Raw genomic sequence first — 14,706 nt, forward strand, 5'->3', positions numbered from 1 at the left:
CCTAAAGGAACTGTGTTCAAAGAGGTCTAAATTTCTGCTCATACCAAGAGCGGATGTTGCTAATACCAAGGCGTGTTAATCAATAGTGAACAGATCACTGATATTCATTGGTAACTGCCGTAATGCCATCAACGAGCGGATCACACCGTCATTTTGCATATTGAGGTGCTCGACAGCATGAATGATATCCTCCGGTAGTGCGTTCATCGGTGCTGATTCATGCATCTCGTAAAAACTGAAAGGGGGAAGAAATGGTGCTGCTCCCAAACAGGACTGGCATTCCTTTATCAGTTATGCATTTTTAGCATCACGTTAAAATTTAACTTACTTCCAGAAGGCGTCATTTTTCTCTATAGTACCTACGCCATAATAAATGTACTTAACTCATTATGACATATTACACTAACGAAAAATCTTGTTCTTCCTTCAAAGATTATTGTTCATTATATAACGTTATTGCTCACGAAGTAATTATGTTAATTAATAATGACTGCTTCAATACTGCATGTTAATACCGTAGGGTTTATTATGATTAATGTTATTATCTTCAGTCATTATGATATCATTATGTTTTTCTTGAAAACTGTTGTTGATAAAGTTACTGGAATGCACCCCAAAAAAGAAAAACCAGATATTACGCTATGTCACTCTTTACCCGAAATTGAAAATGCAATACAAACCATTGACCAACCCATCATCTTTTTTGATACTGATAATGTTTCTAGGTTTGATCAGTTTCGTCTTTTAAAATTAATTAAACAAACAACAAAAAGTGAGCGTATTTTTATTTTCACTAAAGAATCTGAAGAGTCAAAGTACGTGGTCGCAGTAAGATATATAGCTTCACTCGTATTCAGTAAAACTGCCACGCAGGCACAGTTGGAAAGCGTATTCTATCCACTATTGAATAGCTGTAATGTAATATTTAAGAAGAAAGAATCAGCTCTAATGCCAGATAAAATGCAACAACCTGTTCTTACCCAAAGAGAAAGCCAAGTTTGCCAGTACCTTCTGTCAGGGTACTCTAATATTAATATTGCCCGTATACTGAGTATTAGCCCTAAGACTATCAGTGCACATCGAGCCAATATTCTCAATAAATTTCAGGTAAATAATCTGTTGGAGTTATATTCAAAATTAAAGAAGTGACGCATGTCGCTAACCTCTAAATAGTGTGAAGTCTCATTCTAAGACAAGTGAAGTGTGGAGACTGCTTTGGTATCCGCTATTCTACCGGTGCTGTAACTCATGATGTTTCTATTGAAAATACTCTGAACTTTGGCGCTAACTAAACAAAACACGAATGATCTGCCAATCACTCAAGGCGTTATTGACTAAAAGAGAGTCAATATTATTCAGGAATAACGGAAAAGAAAATTTCTGCCGGGTTAAATTTATCGAGCAGAATGTTTTTTGGGCATAAAATCAATGTGTTATTGAAAAAATAGGGGCCACGATATAATTTATTTTATCACGATATTTTGTAGGATGGGCTATGTTTACATAGATGAGTGCTGCATTTAATTTTCACAGTTATATGAATAAATCTAATAGAAACAGCAGGTATATGATGAGAGAACTGCCGAAGATTAATCAACTTAAAAACCTCAAAGCAATTATACAATTTGGCAGCATACGAGCTGCCTCTCAGGCTTCGCACCAAACCCAGCCAGCGATGACGCGCAGCATTCAGGAATTAGAAAAAATATTAGGTGTTTCACTGTTGGTCAGAGGGGCACGAGGTGCGGTTTTAACCGAGATGGGGAGGATATTTGAGCCTAGAATGAATATGATTCTTAATGAACTGGAACGAGCAATTGATGAATTAAGGCAGATTGAACGATCATCTCATGGGTCAGTGACCTTCGGTTGCTCCCACTTACCTGCATTTGGCATTGTTCCTACTGTGGTTAAGAAATTTCAGGAGCGTTACCCGACCGCCAGACTGACCGTGATTGAGGGACAACTGTCAGAATTACTGCCCTCTTTACGCCTTGGCCGCATGGATTTCTTTATTGGCGTTATCTCTCCCGATATTTCTCTGCATGAATTTAATGATGAACATTTAGCTATTGCTGAATTCGGTGTTATTGCTCGTAAAGGACATCCGTTAATTAATAGCATGTCATTACGCGATTTACGGGCGGCGAAATGGTATTTACCTACGGCCAGCACAGGGTATTTCAGTAATATGGAAGCGTTAATTTTCCCCTATGGCAAAGAATCAACCTGTTCGGTGATTTTTGGCGATTCTGCGGCTATTGCGGAACAGTTGGTATTAAATGAGGACTACCTGTTTGTCGGGCCAAAAACTATGCTGGCAGTGCCTCACCTGAAAAAAATTGTCTCCATTATCCCTATCAAAGAAAAACTACCTGATGGGCACTATAGTTTAATTTATCGGCAGCAACAGACGTTGACGCCATTGGCGAAGCACTTAATCGATGATCTTCGTTTTGCCTATTTGGGATTTATGGATCAACAAATAAATTAGTGGTAAAGCTAATGTGGGTAATCTGGGGCGTGGCTTAGCGTTGGTTTAATCCCGTTGGCCCTCAACCACCTCAGCGCTGTACCCTACGGTATACTACATTCAATCTGGCATGACGTAGGAGAATTCCCACACCATACCAGATGTTACCTATTCAATTCGCATACCAGCACAATATTATCTATCCCGTGCTTTGATACCAATTATCTTGTTAGTTATTTGTTATATTATAATTTATGGTGTAATGGTTGAAGTATGGGCTTGTAACTATCTTATAGAGACTAAACTTACTTAATTCATCTGGTGTAACCATGTCTACTGTCCCCCTTAATGCTTTATCAGTGATACCTATTCAAGTAGAGACTGGAAGCGATGATCTATATCCCTTTTTCTCAACCATTGTCACTGGCTCAAAAATCAGGCCGCCATATAAAGGGAACTCAAATTTTGTGTGCGACTTGGTTCTAAAAAAAGTTCTTTTTAGTATTCCAACTCAAATACAGGCATTTTTTTGGGATGGCAACGCAGAGGGTATATGTTATGACTGTTAAATTCCGGTTGTCGCGTATCACGAGAACCTCCAGTCTTACTGGCAATGTTACTCGCCGCCTTGGTAAATTGATCATCTCATTTCTTATTCCGATATCAATGAGTGCGCTGGCTCTTGATAATATTAATGACGGGGAAACGGTGACCGTTCCCGGTGATGTAGGCAGCAACGGCGCTGAATTTACTCATTAATGGTACTTTAAATATCGGTATTAGTGGTGGGGCAACGGGTGAGGTAAGTAACTTCAGTGGTTTTATCGCTCAGGCTACTGGTTCAGAAGGGCGAGTGGTTGTGACGGGCAACGGTTCTCGCTGGGATAACTCCAGCTTCCTCTACGTTGGGCATACAGGTAACGGCAGCCTGCTTATCCGTGAAGGTGGTTTGGTAACGAGCAGTTCAACCAGTAATATTGGCCTCAATGCATCAGCGACGGGCACTGTGGAGGTAAACGGTGCGGGTTCCATCTGGAACACCCTAAATGGCCTTGTTATTGGCGGGGGAGGGACTGGCACGTTAATCGTTGCTGACAGTGGCACGGTCAATGCCAATAATACGACACTAGGAATGAACACGGGCAGTAGTGGTACTTTTATTATTGGCGGCAGTGCGTTGACTGCCCCCGGGACGCTGGTTGGACAGCAAATTACTGTGGGTCAGGGTTCCGGCAGCATTATTCTTAACCACAATGCAACAGATTATGTCCTCGACAGTTCGCTTAACGGCGGTGCGAATAACGCTGTGGGTTCAGGCACAGGTCTGGTGGGCAATATCCTGATTGACTCATTGAACGGCAGAACATTGTTCAACAGTGACCACGGTGATTTCACCGGCACCCTTCAAGTCAGTGACAACGGTATTATTAGCGTAAATGGCGATATGTCTGGCGGTACAGCATCTATCCTCGCCGGCGGTATGCTCGAAGGCCATGGGCGAGTGGGAAATACTGTCAACGGCGGAATACTTTCTCCAGGTAATTCGATCGGAACCTTTACAGTTAATGGTAACTACACTGGTAATAACGGTGAATTACATATCGAAACAGTACTGGGCGATGACAGCTCAGCAACGGACAAGTTGATAATAACCGGTAACGCGAGCGGTAATACTTCTGTCAGAGTTACTAATTTAGGTGGCCTTGGCGGGCAGACCATCAATGGTATCAGTATTATTGACGTGGGGGGACTGGCTCCTGATGGTTCTTTCTTGCTGGCCGGAGATTATATTACCCCTGAAGGGCAACAAGCGGTTATTGGCGGAGCTTATGCTTATACCTTGCAAGCCAGTGGTGACGCCACTGTTGCCGGTCGTAACTGGTATCTCTCTTCAGAACTGACACCAACAGGAACTGAAGGGGAAACTCGCTATCAGCCGGGTGCTCCATTGTATGAACAATATCCGCAGGTGCTGGCAGCCCTTAATACATTACCTACGCTACAACAGCGCGTCGGTAATCGTTACTGGTCACAAGAAGCACTGTCGAAACAAATGCCAAACAGCCTTGACGATAACCAATGGGCTTGGGGGCGTATCGAAGGTAGCCGTCAGGTCACTGATCCTGCCCGTTCTACCAGCAGTTCGAGTCGTGACATTGATATATGGAAGTTGCAGACTGGCATTGATGTGCCATTACATCAGGGTAACGACGGCGCATTGTTGACTGGCGGGGTAAACTTCTCTTACGGTAAAGCCAAAGCGGATATCAGTTCCTACTTTGGCTACGGCTCGATTGATTCCTCTGGTTATGGTGTAGGTGCCACTCTCACTTGGTATGGCAATAACGGGGTGTATGTCGATGGGCAGCTACAGACCATGTGGTTTGACAGTGATCTGAACTCCAGCACTGAAGGGCATTCAGTGGCCAATGGCAATAATGGCAGAGGCTATGCTTCTTCGGTTGAGACAGGTAAACGTTACTCGTTGGGTAATGGATTATCACTGACGCCGCAGATGCAACTAACCTATTCTCGGGTGGATTTTGATCCTTTCAGTGATCCGTATGGCAGTAATGTGTCGCTTGAAGACGCTGACAGCCTGCGTGGAAGAATCGGTGTCGCATTAGATAAAGAGGTATCGTGGCGCGCCAAAGACGGAACTATCAGCCGTTCACATCTGTACAGTAATCTGGATTTATACAACGAGTTTCTTGATGGTAGCAAAGTCAGAGTGTCTGGGGCCAATTCTGGCGTCGATTTCAGCACCCGCGATGAACGTCAGTCAGTGGGGATCGGAGCAGGTGCTACTCATGAGTGGCAGAATGGCCGTTATGCATTATATGGTAATGTGAGTTTGCTGACGGCAACCCGTCATGTTGGAGATAACTATGCTGTCGGCGGCACGGTTGGCGTGCGGGTGAGCTGGTAGCAGTTTATTGGGTTATGTCGCAGTCGAATCGCCCGTTTTTGTTGCTTTTGTAGTCAGCGCCATCACAGCGCTGGCCACCGTAAATACTGCAATAATCCAACCCATTGTCCAAGGTGTACCATCGCTAAGCAGGGCCAGTAAAAGTGAAGAAATAATTCCGCTCCCGTATTGCAGCGATCCCATCAGTGCCGAAGCCGAACCCGCGACGTTCGGCACGGCATCCAATGCGCAGGCCGTTGAGGTTGCAGCAATAATTCCGTTCATGGAAAAGAAAACAAATACCGCGCCCATAATCAGGCTAATCCCACCGAATCCCAGTCCGGTCGCAATGGCAAGTACCACTGCGGCGAGAGTGGCGATGAATACGGCAAACCTAAGCAAAGACTCAAGCGGATAACGATGCACCAGATGCCGGTTAACCATGCTAACTGCCATTAATCCGACGATATTTACAGCGAACAGCCAGCCGTAATGCTGCGGGTCAACGCCGAAATAAGTGATGTAAACGAAGGGGGATCCCGTAATAAACGCATAGGCCGCGACGTAGTAGAATGTCAGGCATAGCGTGAAGCGCATAAACCTGGTGTTCTTCAACAGTATGAAATAGTTACCAAAAGCGCCGGACAAAGATGCTTTAACCCGTTTTTCTGTAGGTAAGGTTTCTGCAAGCCAGAATAGAGAAACCAGCATCAATGCACCGATAATCGCCAGCAACCAGAAAATGGCGTACCAGGAGGTGATTCTAATCATTTGTCCGCCGACCAGTGGCCCGGCAATGGGCGCAATAGCCATAATGATCATCAGGGTAGAAAGCATCTGTGCTGCACGAGTACGACTAAACAGATCGCGTATCATTGCCCGTGCCAGCATGGGGCCTGTACATGCTCCCAAAGCCTGAAAGACACGCCAGAAAACGATTTGCACAATATCAGTCGATAATGCGCAGCCCACAGAGCCTATAACGAACAATATCATGCCAATAAACAGTGGCAGGCGTCGACCAAAGTGGTCACTAATTGGCCCCCAAATCAGTTGGGCAAGACAAAAGCCGATTAAAAAGCCGGTGATAGTCAATTCCACATCGCCCTGCAAATCTATTGCCATGACTGGCATGGCAGGTAAATAGATATCGGTTGATAAGGATGTGATAGCCATTAACGCACTGAGAATTAAAACAAGTGTAAGGCCGCTGGTTTTTCCGGCAGCTAGTTGCGAGCGTGTCTGTGGGTTGGTCATGATCATCTATCTGAATATTAAGAGATGAACGCATGTTAACGGATTTATGCAAAGAGATAATGGCAGGTAGTAGGATAAGCACTATGAGCAGCATTCATGAATACGCTAAATAGCGGGTCCATTGAGTCTCTTTTACCAGGCACCCAATAAAGACATGACTCCTGGCTACAACTAAAAGATAGTTCTTCACGACGGTAGAATTTGGTTCGCTCCTGCGGCAAATAACTTAGCCTGAAGGTGAGTGCGACAGCTTAAAGAAGAAGGTGCTGGATAATCTTCGAAAGTGGCACCCATTTAAGGGGTTATCTTTTAGGTATCCCATTACGCATAAATTATTCTGATTATTAACCATAATTGCCGGATTGCTCTACAGTTAAAGGGCGTTAATGTTTTCAACGGGAAATAGGGTTAGGCTGATAAATAAATGCTACCCCTTTTTATTGGCAGGTAATTTTTGCGGGTGATTGGATGATTCACGCATTTTCTGTACTTGAAGATAAATGTAGGACAATACTTGCTTGGGTAAAATCGTTTCGTTATATATCATCAGATAAGCGTGATTTAAGGATTGATCTGCTGCGGGGCATTGCTCTGGTGATGATGGTTGTAGCCCACATTGAAGTGATGTCGCTATTGAATATCTTTACTTGGGAGCGTTTTGGCCTGACAACCGGCGCTGAAGGGTTTGTTATTCTCTCGGGATTTATGTTGGGTGTAATCAATCGCCAGCGTTTAAAAAAAGAAGTTCTGCTAACTATAAGCTATGCACTATATCGACGAGCAGCAAAAATATATGTAGTTAATATAGTGATCATCCTTAGTATTTTACTTCTAACTAAACTGACGTTCATAAATACTTTCGAAGTAACCCATTTTACCGATCGCTTTTCAAACGTAAGTTATACGTTATATCCAGTTTACGACCAGCTAAAAGAATCTTGGTTTAACATGGTGCTCTACTTACAGATCGGGCCTCATCAGAGCCAGATTTTGGGGCTGTATTTCTATCTGCTGTTGGCCAGTCCTATTTTTATCTATTTATTGCAACGCCGATGGGTTGGTGTATTGCTGCTGTTATCTTTGGCGTTATATATCACCTACCATATTACCGGGATACGAGTTACATCAGCGGAGTTTGAGTTTGCTTTTCCATTTTTGGCTTGGCAATTTATTTATGTCTTGGGAATGACAATTGGTTGGTACAAAGAAGAGTTGCTTTCTTTAGCCCATACTCAGGCTGGATTCTGGAGTTTGTCAGTTGTGGTATTATTTACATTAGTAATGATGTTTATTGCACAGAATCATACCAATCCATTTATGCCCTATAACACGATGCTCCATATCATAAATGCAAAAAATTTCAATTGGTTCTATCTGAACTTTGCTGAAAAGAATGCACTAGGTCCACTGCGTATTATTAATGATTTTAGTCTGCTAACAACGTGTTATTTGGTGTTGAGTTATTTTTGGAAACCAATAAATAAGATATGTGGTTGGTTTTTAATAACATTAGGCCAACATTCTTTGTATGTTTTTATTATCCACGTGTATGTGGTCTTATTGGTTAGTCAGGTAGTTGATTTTGGTTTATGGCATAGGGTATGGTTGCTAAATACATTGGTTCATCTCTGTGCCTTAATGATGTTATGGCTATTAGCAAAATATGATGTCGGTAGGAGATTCATTCCTAACTGATTTGTATTTTTTCGACTCAATCTTATAAATAGGCTAGAAATGAAAAATACTCCATCGACTTCAGATAAGAATCAGATCAGTAAGCTACGTAATAGCATACTTTATGAACTGAAATATTCTCTCGGAGTGATACTATCAACAGCATCATCCAGTGACATTTTTAGTGCATTAGCACTGGTCGTACGACGTAACCAAACTGATGATTATTTTAACACCCGGGAACGACATCATCAGGCAAGAAAAAAACGTATCTATTATATTTCTATGGAGTTTTTAATTGGTCAATCTCTGCGGAATAACTTAATAAATCAAGGGATGATGGAGATAGCTAAAGCCGCATTGGAATCTCTTGGGGTAGATTTTGAAGTTATTGTAAAAAGTGAAGAAGATGCAGCATTAGGTAATGGAGGGTTGGGGCGCCTGGCTGCATGTTTCATTGATTCAATGGCAACCTTGGATATTGCTGGCTCTGGTCATGGTATAAAATACGAATATGGCTTGTTTCACCAACAAATTCAGGATGGACAACAAATAGAGAAGCCTGATGATTGGCACTCTGCACACTCACCCTGGCTAATAGAACATCAAAGTCAGGCAATGATAATTCCGCTGTATGGGCGCATAGTCGAAATAGAGGACCAGCAAGGAAATTACAATCCAATGTGGATGGATTGGAAAATAATTATTGGTGTGCCTCATGACTATCTGGTCTCAGGTTATATTAATCATACCGTAAACTCATTGCGTTTATATAGTGCTTGCGCTTCAGATTCATTTGATATTCATATCTTTAATCATGGTGATTATCTGAATGCTGTTAATCAAAAAATAGCATCGGAAAATATCTCTAAAGTGCTTTATCCCTCCGATGAAGTGTTGGCAGGGAAGGAATTACGCTTAACACAAGAGTATTTTCTGGTGGCTTGTACATTACGTGATGTCATGCATGATTTCTTCTTACTTTCCAGTGATATTAACCAGTTGCCGGATTTTGTAGCCATTCAACTTAATGATACCCACCCAGCCCTGGCTATTGTTGAGCTAATGAGAATATTGGTAGATGAACATACTGTTGATTGGGATATCGCTTGGGATTTGACACAACGGGTTTGCGCCTACACCAATCATACTTTAATGCCAGAGGCGTTAGAGAAGTGGTCAGTTAATTTATTCGAGTTGTTGCTGCCTCGACATCTACAAATTATCTATGAAATCAACCGCCGTTTCTTACTGGAAATACATAGATGGCGTCCTGAACGTGCAGATTTATTAGCATCAATGTCTTTGATTGAAGAGACGCCTGAAAAGAAAGTTCGCATGGCCTATCTTGCTATTATTGGTAGTCACAAAGTGAATGGAGTGGCTAAACTTCATTCGGAATTAATTAAATCGAATCTTGTACCCGATTTTTATCATTTAATGCCAGAGAAGTTCACTAATCAAACCAACGGTGTTACACCTCGTCGCTGGATTCAGCAGGCTAATCCCCGGTTATCGACATTTCTGGATTGTCACTTAGGCCATGAATGGGTTACCGATCTGACTCTGTTGACTAAACTTAAATCGTTAGCGAACGAACGTGACATTATTGCTGAACTGGCTGAAATTAAAAAATTTAATAAATTAAAATTAAGTCAGATAATTACGCGTCAGCAAGGGATAATTATCAATCCCGAAGCTATGTTCGACTGTCAGATCAAACGAATTCATGAGTATAAACGGCAATTACTCAACATCCTCTATGTGATAAACCTTTACCAGAAAATACTGAATGGAAGAGGAACTGTTTCGCCGAAAGTCCATATATTCTCGGGCAAAGCTGCTCCGGGTTATGCCATGGCCAAATTGATCATCCAGTTGATTAATCAAGTTGCTCTTAAAGTGAACAATGATCCTAGAGTCAATGAGCAACTAAAAGTGGTTTTTTTAGAAGACTATAAAGTTTCGCTCGCGGAAAATATTATTCCAGCCGCTGACTTATCAGAGCAGATATCTACTGCGGGTACTGAAGCATCGGGTACCAGCAATATGAAGCTGGCGATGAATGGTGCTTTAACTATCGGAACGCTAGATGGCGCTAATATTGAAATTAGAGACGCTGTGGGTCATGAGAATTTCTATGTTTTTGGTTTATCTGCGGAGCAAATTGCTGAGCAAAGAGCTAAAGGACGGTCATCATATGATGAGTATTTATCTAATACAGAACTTAAAGAGACTGTTGATTCACTTATTTCAGGTACTTTTCATGCCGATAAGAGCCTGTTTTCACCGATATTCCATATGCTAGTGAGTCACGGTGACCACTATTTCCATTTGGCTGATTTTGATAGTTATTGTTACGCACAATATCAAGCATTGACCGATTATAGCGATACTTACAGTTGGCACAAGCGAGCATTAAATACGATAAGTGGTATGGGAGAGTTTTCCAGCGACAGAACTATTCGTGGATACAGCAAGGATATTTGGGGGGAGGACAACCTTAAGTGAAACATTACAAATCACTCACGGTATTACTTAGTGGACTCTTTTTCTGCCCACTGGTGACTGCGAGTGAAACGACTAATCCACCAGCTGTTAAATTATTTACCAGCCCTTGGTCACGCCTTTTTTCTGGTGATGAGAACACATTTTCAACGGCATTAACCTATAGTTCACCACTTAAAAAAAAGATGGTTAATGTACCTACAGGGAAATATAGCTCGGAGGAAGTATATAAACTAAATCAGCGGGGGCTTTTTAGTGTGCAGTATTCCCCAATAAGTTATCTTTTTGCCAATATGACGGTTCGGGTTCCATTACAAAATACCAGTAAATACAGTACCGACTTTGTTTATAGTTTTGGTTATGACGATTGGCATCCGGGTACTTTTAGTTTGGTTTATGGTAATTACAACGATAATAATAGTTTTTTCCCTGCGACAGGTGCCCAAAGAACACGGTTTGAACAAGGCTCTTGGACTTTGGGCTATAAGTTTACCTTACCCAAGACGGTGGAGTCAGCATTATTGATTAACAAAGATGACTCACTGATTTGTCAAATTGGCTATAGCTATGTGCCTCGTTATTACTCTGATGCTTCATCAACTATCAAAGAAAATAAGAACAGTTTTTTAGGGAGTTGTGGCTATACCTTACAACAGCACTATTTTTTGCGTTTGTCCGCGTTTTATTACCCTGACAAGAACCAGCAGCAACCTTGGAATTATGATTATACCTATAGTTTTGGTTATACGTCTGGCTACGCTCCGGGGTCCTGGTCGCTTTTTTATGGCAATTACACCGGGACTCGCTACCCGTGGCGGCAGAATGCAAATGCTAATTTTCGTAGTGGGACAATAAATCTCAGTTGGACATTACCCCTATAAATTGAAGGTGTAAGAATCTGTGCTACGCTTAATTACGCGATTAATAGTTAAGTGAGAATAATGTTTTGGTGGGTATGAAAGGTTCAGGGACGTTGAGCATCCTCTATTGACGATGATGTTTGATAAATTATGTTTACACGAAGCTCTTGGGTAACTTATGCAACCACATCCTTCCGCTACTGGTGTGACATCTATTCTTGTTGTTGATGATTCAGCAAGTTATCGCTTTTTATTGGTTAATCTACTAAAAAATTGGCAATTTACTGTTTTTGAAGCAGAAAATGGCCAAGATGCTTTGGCTATCCTTGATAATAATGCCATCAATATGGTGATCAGTGACTGGGAAATGCCAGTTATGGATGGGTTGAAACTCTGTACTACTATCCGTAAACATTATTCCGATAGGTATATTTACTTAGTATTGATAACCGTGCGGCAATCCATCGAGGATTTGATCGCAGGATTAGATGCGGGCGCCGATGATTTTCTGTCAAAGCCGATAAATCAAAGTGAGCTACGCGCCCGATTACATGCAGGTGAACGGATATTAATGCTAGAGGCAACCCTCGATGCCCGTAATCAGAAACTGTCCCAAGCCTACCAACAAATAGAAGATGACTTGCAAGCTGCGGCAAAATTGCAACGTAGTGTTTTGCCAGCAGAAAAACTAATGGTGAGTGGTTTTCAAGCCGAATGGATGTTTATACCCTCCGCGTATGTTTCGGGTGACTTGTTAAGTTTTTTCCAACTGGGAAATCAACACATTGGTTTTTATAGTATTGATGTTGCAGGGCATGGCGTGGCCGCAGCGATGCTGTCACTGTCAGTTGCACGCCAATTTCTTAATGGGCGCACGGTAGATAACTTACTGATTTCACTGGCAGATACTCCCTCTGGTTATCTAATTACCCCGCCACACAAAGTTGTGAGCGAACTTAATCGCCGTTTCTGTATAGAAAATGATGATATCGCCAGCTATTTCACTCTTATTTATGGCGTTATTGATGTTCAAACAGCGGGTGGGGTGCTTTGCCAAGCTGGGCATCCGACCCCCTTTATTGTCAGTAGTTCAGGTCAGATTACCCCTATTGGTGACGGTGGTGCACCGGTTGGACTTATTGATTCGATGGACTATCAGGACACTGCGTTCACTCTTGCTTCGGGTGATAGGCTCTATTTATTCACCGATGGCATTGTTGAGTGTGAAAATCCTGAGCAAGAGCTATTTGGAGAACGACGATTACAAGACTTACTGGCCGCAAGTCAACGTGATTGTGTGCAAACTGTTTTTGGGCAAGTACAGCAGGCATTGAAATACTGGCATCCGGTACAAGAAGATGAACATCAAAGTGATATTCAGAATGGGCGTTCTGCATTTAGTGATGATATCTCGTTACTGGTGATCGAACGCAATAACAATTCCCCTCTCCTAACAGCATTGTAAGGAAGAAATAATGAACTTTGAAACTCAGACAATTGACAATGTATTGGTGATAACCCCCTTGATCAGGCGACTCGATGCATCAGTTTCCCTGAAATTTAAGGAAGATATACAAGCAATGATCGCTCAGGGAGCCAAAAATATTTTATTGGATTTTAGTCGGGTAGATTTCATCGACAGTAGTTGTTTAGGTGCTCTGGTTTCGTTGTTGAAGACCTTAAATGGGAAAGGTGAACTGGCTATTTGCTCACTGAATAATAATATCCACGGAATGTTCAAATTAACCCGGATGGATAGGATATTTACTATCGGTGCTAATCAACCCGATACATTACAGCAGATGCATTCCGTAGCACCTTAATTTGTAAGGAATACTTATTTATGAAAGCCATGATCCTTGCTGCCGGGAAAGGAACCAGAGCCAGACCACTGACCACCATACTGCCAAAGCCAATGATTCCATTGATTCGAAAACCTATTATGGAATCGATTATTGAGCATTTAAGAAAATATGGTTTTAATCAGTTAATGGTGAATACCAGCTATCTATCTGTGGACATCGAGAATTATTTTCGTGATGGCCATGCCTGGGGAGTAGAAATAGGTTACTCCTACGAAGGTATTATGGAGGGTAATACTTTTGTTGACAATGTTCTGGGTTCAGCGGGTGGAATGAAACACATCCAAAATTTCTCAGGTTTTTTTGATGAAACTTTTGTCGTTGTCTGTGGTGATGCATTAATTGATGTAGATTTCGATAAGGTATTGGCTTTCCATCGAGCCAGAAAAAGTGTGGCAACCTTGGTGATGCGCCCAGTCTCAGCAGATCAGGTAAACAAATACGGTATTGTTGTTACTGATGAGCAGGGTAGAGTTAGTAAGTTTCAAGAAAAACCTAAAACCGAGGATGCATTATCAAACAATGCCAATACCGGAATTTATGTTTTTGAGCCAGAAATATTCGATTATATTCCTGATGGCGTTGAATACGACATTGGTAGTCAGTTGTTCCCCAAACTTGCTGAATTAGGTGTTCCTTTCTACGGTATTGCCTTGCCATTCCAATGGGTTGATATTGGGTCTCTACAAGATTTTTGGCATGTGAATCGCATGATCCTTAATCAGGATTTACCCGACTATCCCATGCCGGGAATTAAGATTGCACCTCAAATCTGGTGTGGACTTAATGTTAAAGCCGACTTTTCGACCTTAGATATTGAAGGGCCAGTCTATATTGGTAGTAGTACAGAAATACAGTCCGGCGTAACGATTAAAGGGCCTACAATTATTGGTGCGGGGTGTTTATTAGAGCAGGGAGCTGTTATCGATCAAAGTTTTATTGCTGATTATACCCGGGTCGGGGGTATTGCGCATTTGCATCAACAGATGATTTTTGCTGGGAAAGTTATCTCACCAGACGGTATGGCCATTGATTTATCTGAGGCGGGTTTAAACTGGCTCATTGATGATAAACGGCGTAAAGATATTATTATGGCAGAGAAATCTTTGTTCGATGAATTCCTACATAAAGATACGTTGATATGAGTTATCACCAATGTGGCTC

At 42.0% G+C, this 14,706-nt stretch carries 11 protein-coding genes and 2 pseudogenes; 11 read left to right on the forward strand and 2 right to left on the reverse strand.

Annotated elements, in window-relative coordinates; all coding sequences use genetic code 11:
* Positions 1–75: 75 nt before the first annotated feature.
* Positions 76–207 carry a hypothetical protein gene (locus Q2T71_RS06760; protein ID WP_372558520.1) on the reverse strand — a complete coding sequence of 44 codons (132 nt, stop codon included), beginning with the start codon at positions 205–207 and terminating at the stop codon, positions 76–78.
* A gap of 321 nt (positions 208–528) precedes the next feature.
* Between Q2T71_RS06760 and Q2T71_RS06765 the strand changes: the two genes are divergently transcribed.
* The 5 genes and pseudogenes from Q2T71_RS06765 to Q2T71_RS06785 form a co-directional block, all read left to right on the forward strand.
* Positions 529–1,149 carry a LuxR C-terminal-related transcriptional regulator gene (locus tag Q2T71_RS06765; protein WP_372558521.1) on the forward strand — a complete coding sequence of 207 codons (621 nt, stop codon included), beginning with the start codon at positions 529–531 and terminating at the stop codon, positions 1,147–1,149.
* 421 nt (positions 1,150–1,570) lie between these two features.
* Positions 1,571–2,494, forward strand: a complete 924-nt coding sequence (locus Q2T71_RS06770) for a LysR substrate-binding domain-containing protein (RefSeq protein WP_372559865.1) — start codon at positions 1,571–1,573, stop codon at positions 2,492–2,494.
* Positions 2,495–3,031: 537 nt separating this feature from the next.
* On the forward strand, positions 3,032–3,232 hold the full coding sequence (locus Q2T71_RS06775; RefSeq protein WP_372558522.1) for a hypothetical protein: 201 nt from the start codon (positions 3,032–3,034) through the stop codon (positions 3,230–3,232).
* A 64-nt stretch (positions 3,233–3,296) separates the two neighbouring features.
* A pseudogene (locus tag Q2T71_RS06780) lies at positions 3,297–3,575 on the forward strand (hypothetical protein); the annotation flags it as partial.
* Positions 3,576–3,866: 291 nt separating this feature from the next.
* Positions 3,867–5,402 (forward strand): annotated as a pseudogene (locus Q2T71_RS06785) (autotransporter outer membrane beta-barrel domain-containing protein); the annotation flags it as partial.
* 12 nt (positions 5,403–5,414) lie between these two features.
* Here Q2T71_RS06785 and Q2T71_RS06790 read toward each other — a convergent pair.
* Positions 5,415–6,638: a multidrug effflux MFS transporter gene (locus Q2T71_RS06790; RefSeq protein ID WP_372558523.1), complete on the reverse strand. Its 1,224-nt coding sequence runs from the start codon at positions 6,636–6,638 to the stop codon at positions 5,415–5,417.
* 468 nt (positions 6,639–7,106) lie between these two features.
* On the opposite strand from Q2T71_RS06790, the gene opgC reads away from it, so the two are divergent.
* From opgC to Q2T71_RS06820, 6 genes are all read left to right on the forward strand, one after another.
* A complete protein-coding gene (opgC, locus tag Q2T71_RS06795) occupies positions 7,107–8,333 on the forward strand; it encodes an OpgC domain-containing protein (protein WP_372558524.1) in 1,227 nt (408 codons plus the stop codon).
* A gap of 39 nt (positions 8,334–8,372) precedes the next feature.
* Positions 8,373–10,823 (forward strand): glycogen/starch/alpha-glucan phosphorylase, encoded by a 2,451-nt coding sequence (locus tag Q2T71_RS06800; protein ID WP_372558525.1) that lies wholly within the window; start codon positions 8,373–8,375, stop codon positions 10,821–10,823.
* Positions 10,824–10,876: 53 nt separating this feature from the next.
* Positions 10,877–11,701: a hypothetical protein gene (locus Q2T71_RS06805; RefSeq protein WP_372559866.1), complete on the forward strand. Its 825-nt coding sequence runs from the start codon at positions 10,877–10,879 to the stop codon at positions 11,699–11,701.
* Between the two features lie 157 nt (positions 11,702–11,858).
* Positions 11,859–13,145 (forward strand): PP2C family protein-serine/threonine phosphatase, encoded by a 1,287-nt coding sequence (locus Q2T71_RS06810; RefSeq protein WP_372558526.1) that lies wholly within the window; start codon positions 11,859–11,861, stop codon positions 13,143–13,145.
* A 10-nt stretch (positions 13,146–13,155) separates the two neighbouring features.
* Positions 13,156–13,503, forward strand: a complete 348-nt coding sequence (locus Q2T71_RS06815; protein ID WP_083159236.1) for an STAS domain-containing protein — start codon at positions 13,156–13,158, stop codon at positions 13,501–13,503.
* 20 nt (positions 13,504–13,523) lie between these two features.
* Positions 13,524–14,687 (forward strand): sugar phosphate nucleotidyltransferase, encoded by a 1,164-nt coding sequence (locus Q2T71_RS06820; protein WP_372558527.1) that lies wholly within the window; start codon positions 13,524–13,526, stop codon positions 14,685–14,687.
* Positions 14,688–14,706 lie beyond the last annotated feature (19 nt).

Origin of the sequence: Yersinia sp. 1652 StPb PI (assembly GCF_041538345.1) — a bacterium.
Classification (GTDB): domain Bacteria; phylum Pseudomonadota; class Gammaproteobacteria; order Enterobacterales; family Enterobacteriaceae; genus Yersinia; species Yersinia enterocolitica_E.

Bases quoted from the DNA above. Each gene is read 5' to 3' on its own strand.
- Q2T71_RS06760 (WP_372558520.1), bottom strand. From the start codon at position 207: ATGAACGCACTACCGGAGGATATCATTCATGCTGTCGAGCACCTCAAT.
- Q2T71_RS06770 (WP_372559865.1), top strand. From the start codon at position 1,571: ATGAGAGAACTGCCGAAGATTAATCAACTTAAAAACCTCAAAGCAATT.
- Q2T71_RS06820 (WP_372558527.1), top strand. From the start codon at position 13,524: ATGAAAGCCATGATCCTTGCTGCCGGGAAAGGAACCAGAGCCAGACCA.
- Q2T71_RS06775 (WP_372558522.1), top strand. From the start codon at position 3,032: ATGACTGTTAAATTCCGGTTGTCGCGTATCACGAGAACCTCCAGTCTT.
- Q2T71_RS06765 (WP_372558521.1), top strand. From the start codon at position 529: ATGATTAATGTTATTATCTTCAGTCATTATGATATCATTATGTTTTTC.
- Q2T71_RS06790 (WP_372558523.1), bottom strand. From the start codon at position 6,638: ATGACCAACCCACAGACACGCTCGCAACTAGCTGCCGGAAAAACCAGC.
- opgC (WP_372558524.1), top strand. From the start codon at position 7,107: ATGATTCACGCATTTTCTGTACTTGAAGATAAATGTAGGACAATACTT.
- Q2T71_RS06810 (WP_372558526.1), top strand. From the start codon at position 11,859: ATGCAACCACATCCTTCCGCTACTGGTGTGACATCTATTCTTGTTGTT.
- Q2T71_RS06800 (WP_372558525.1), top strand. From the start codon at position 8,373: ATGAAAAATACTCCATCGACTTCAGATAAGAATCAGATCAGTAAGCTA.
- Q2T71_RS06815 (WP_083159236.1), top strand. From the start codon at position 13,156: ATGAACTTTGAAACTCAGACAATTGACAATGTATTGGTGATAACCCCC.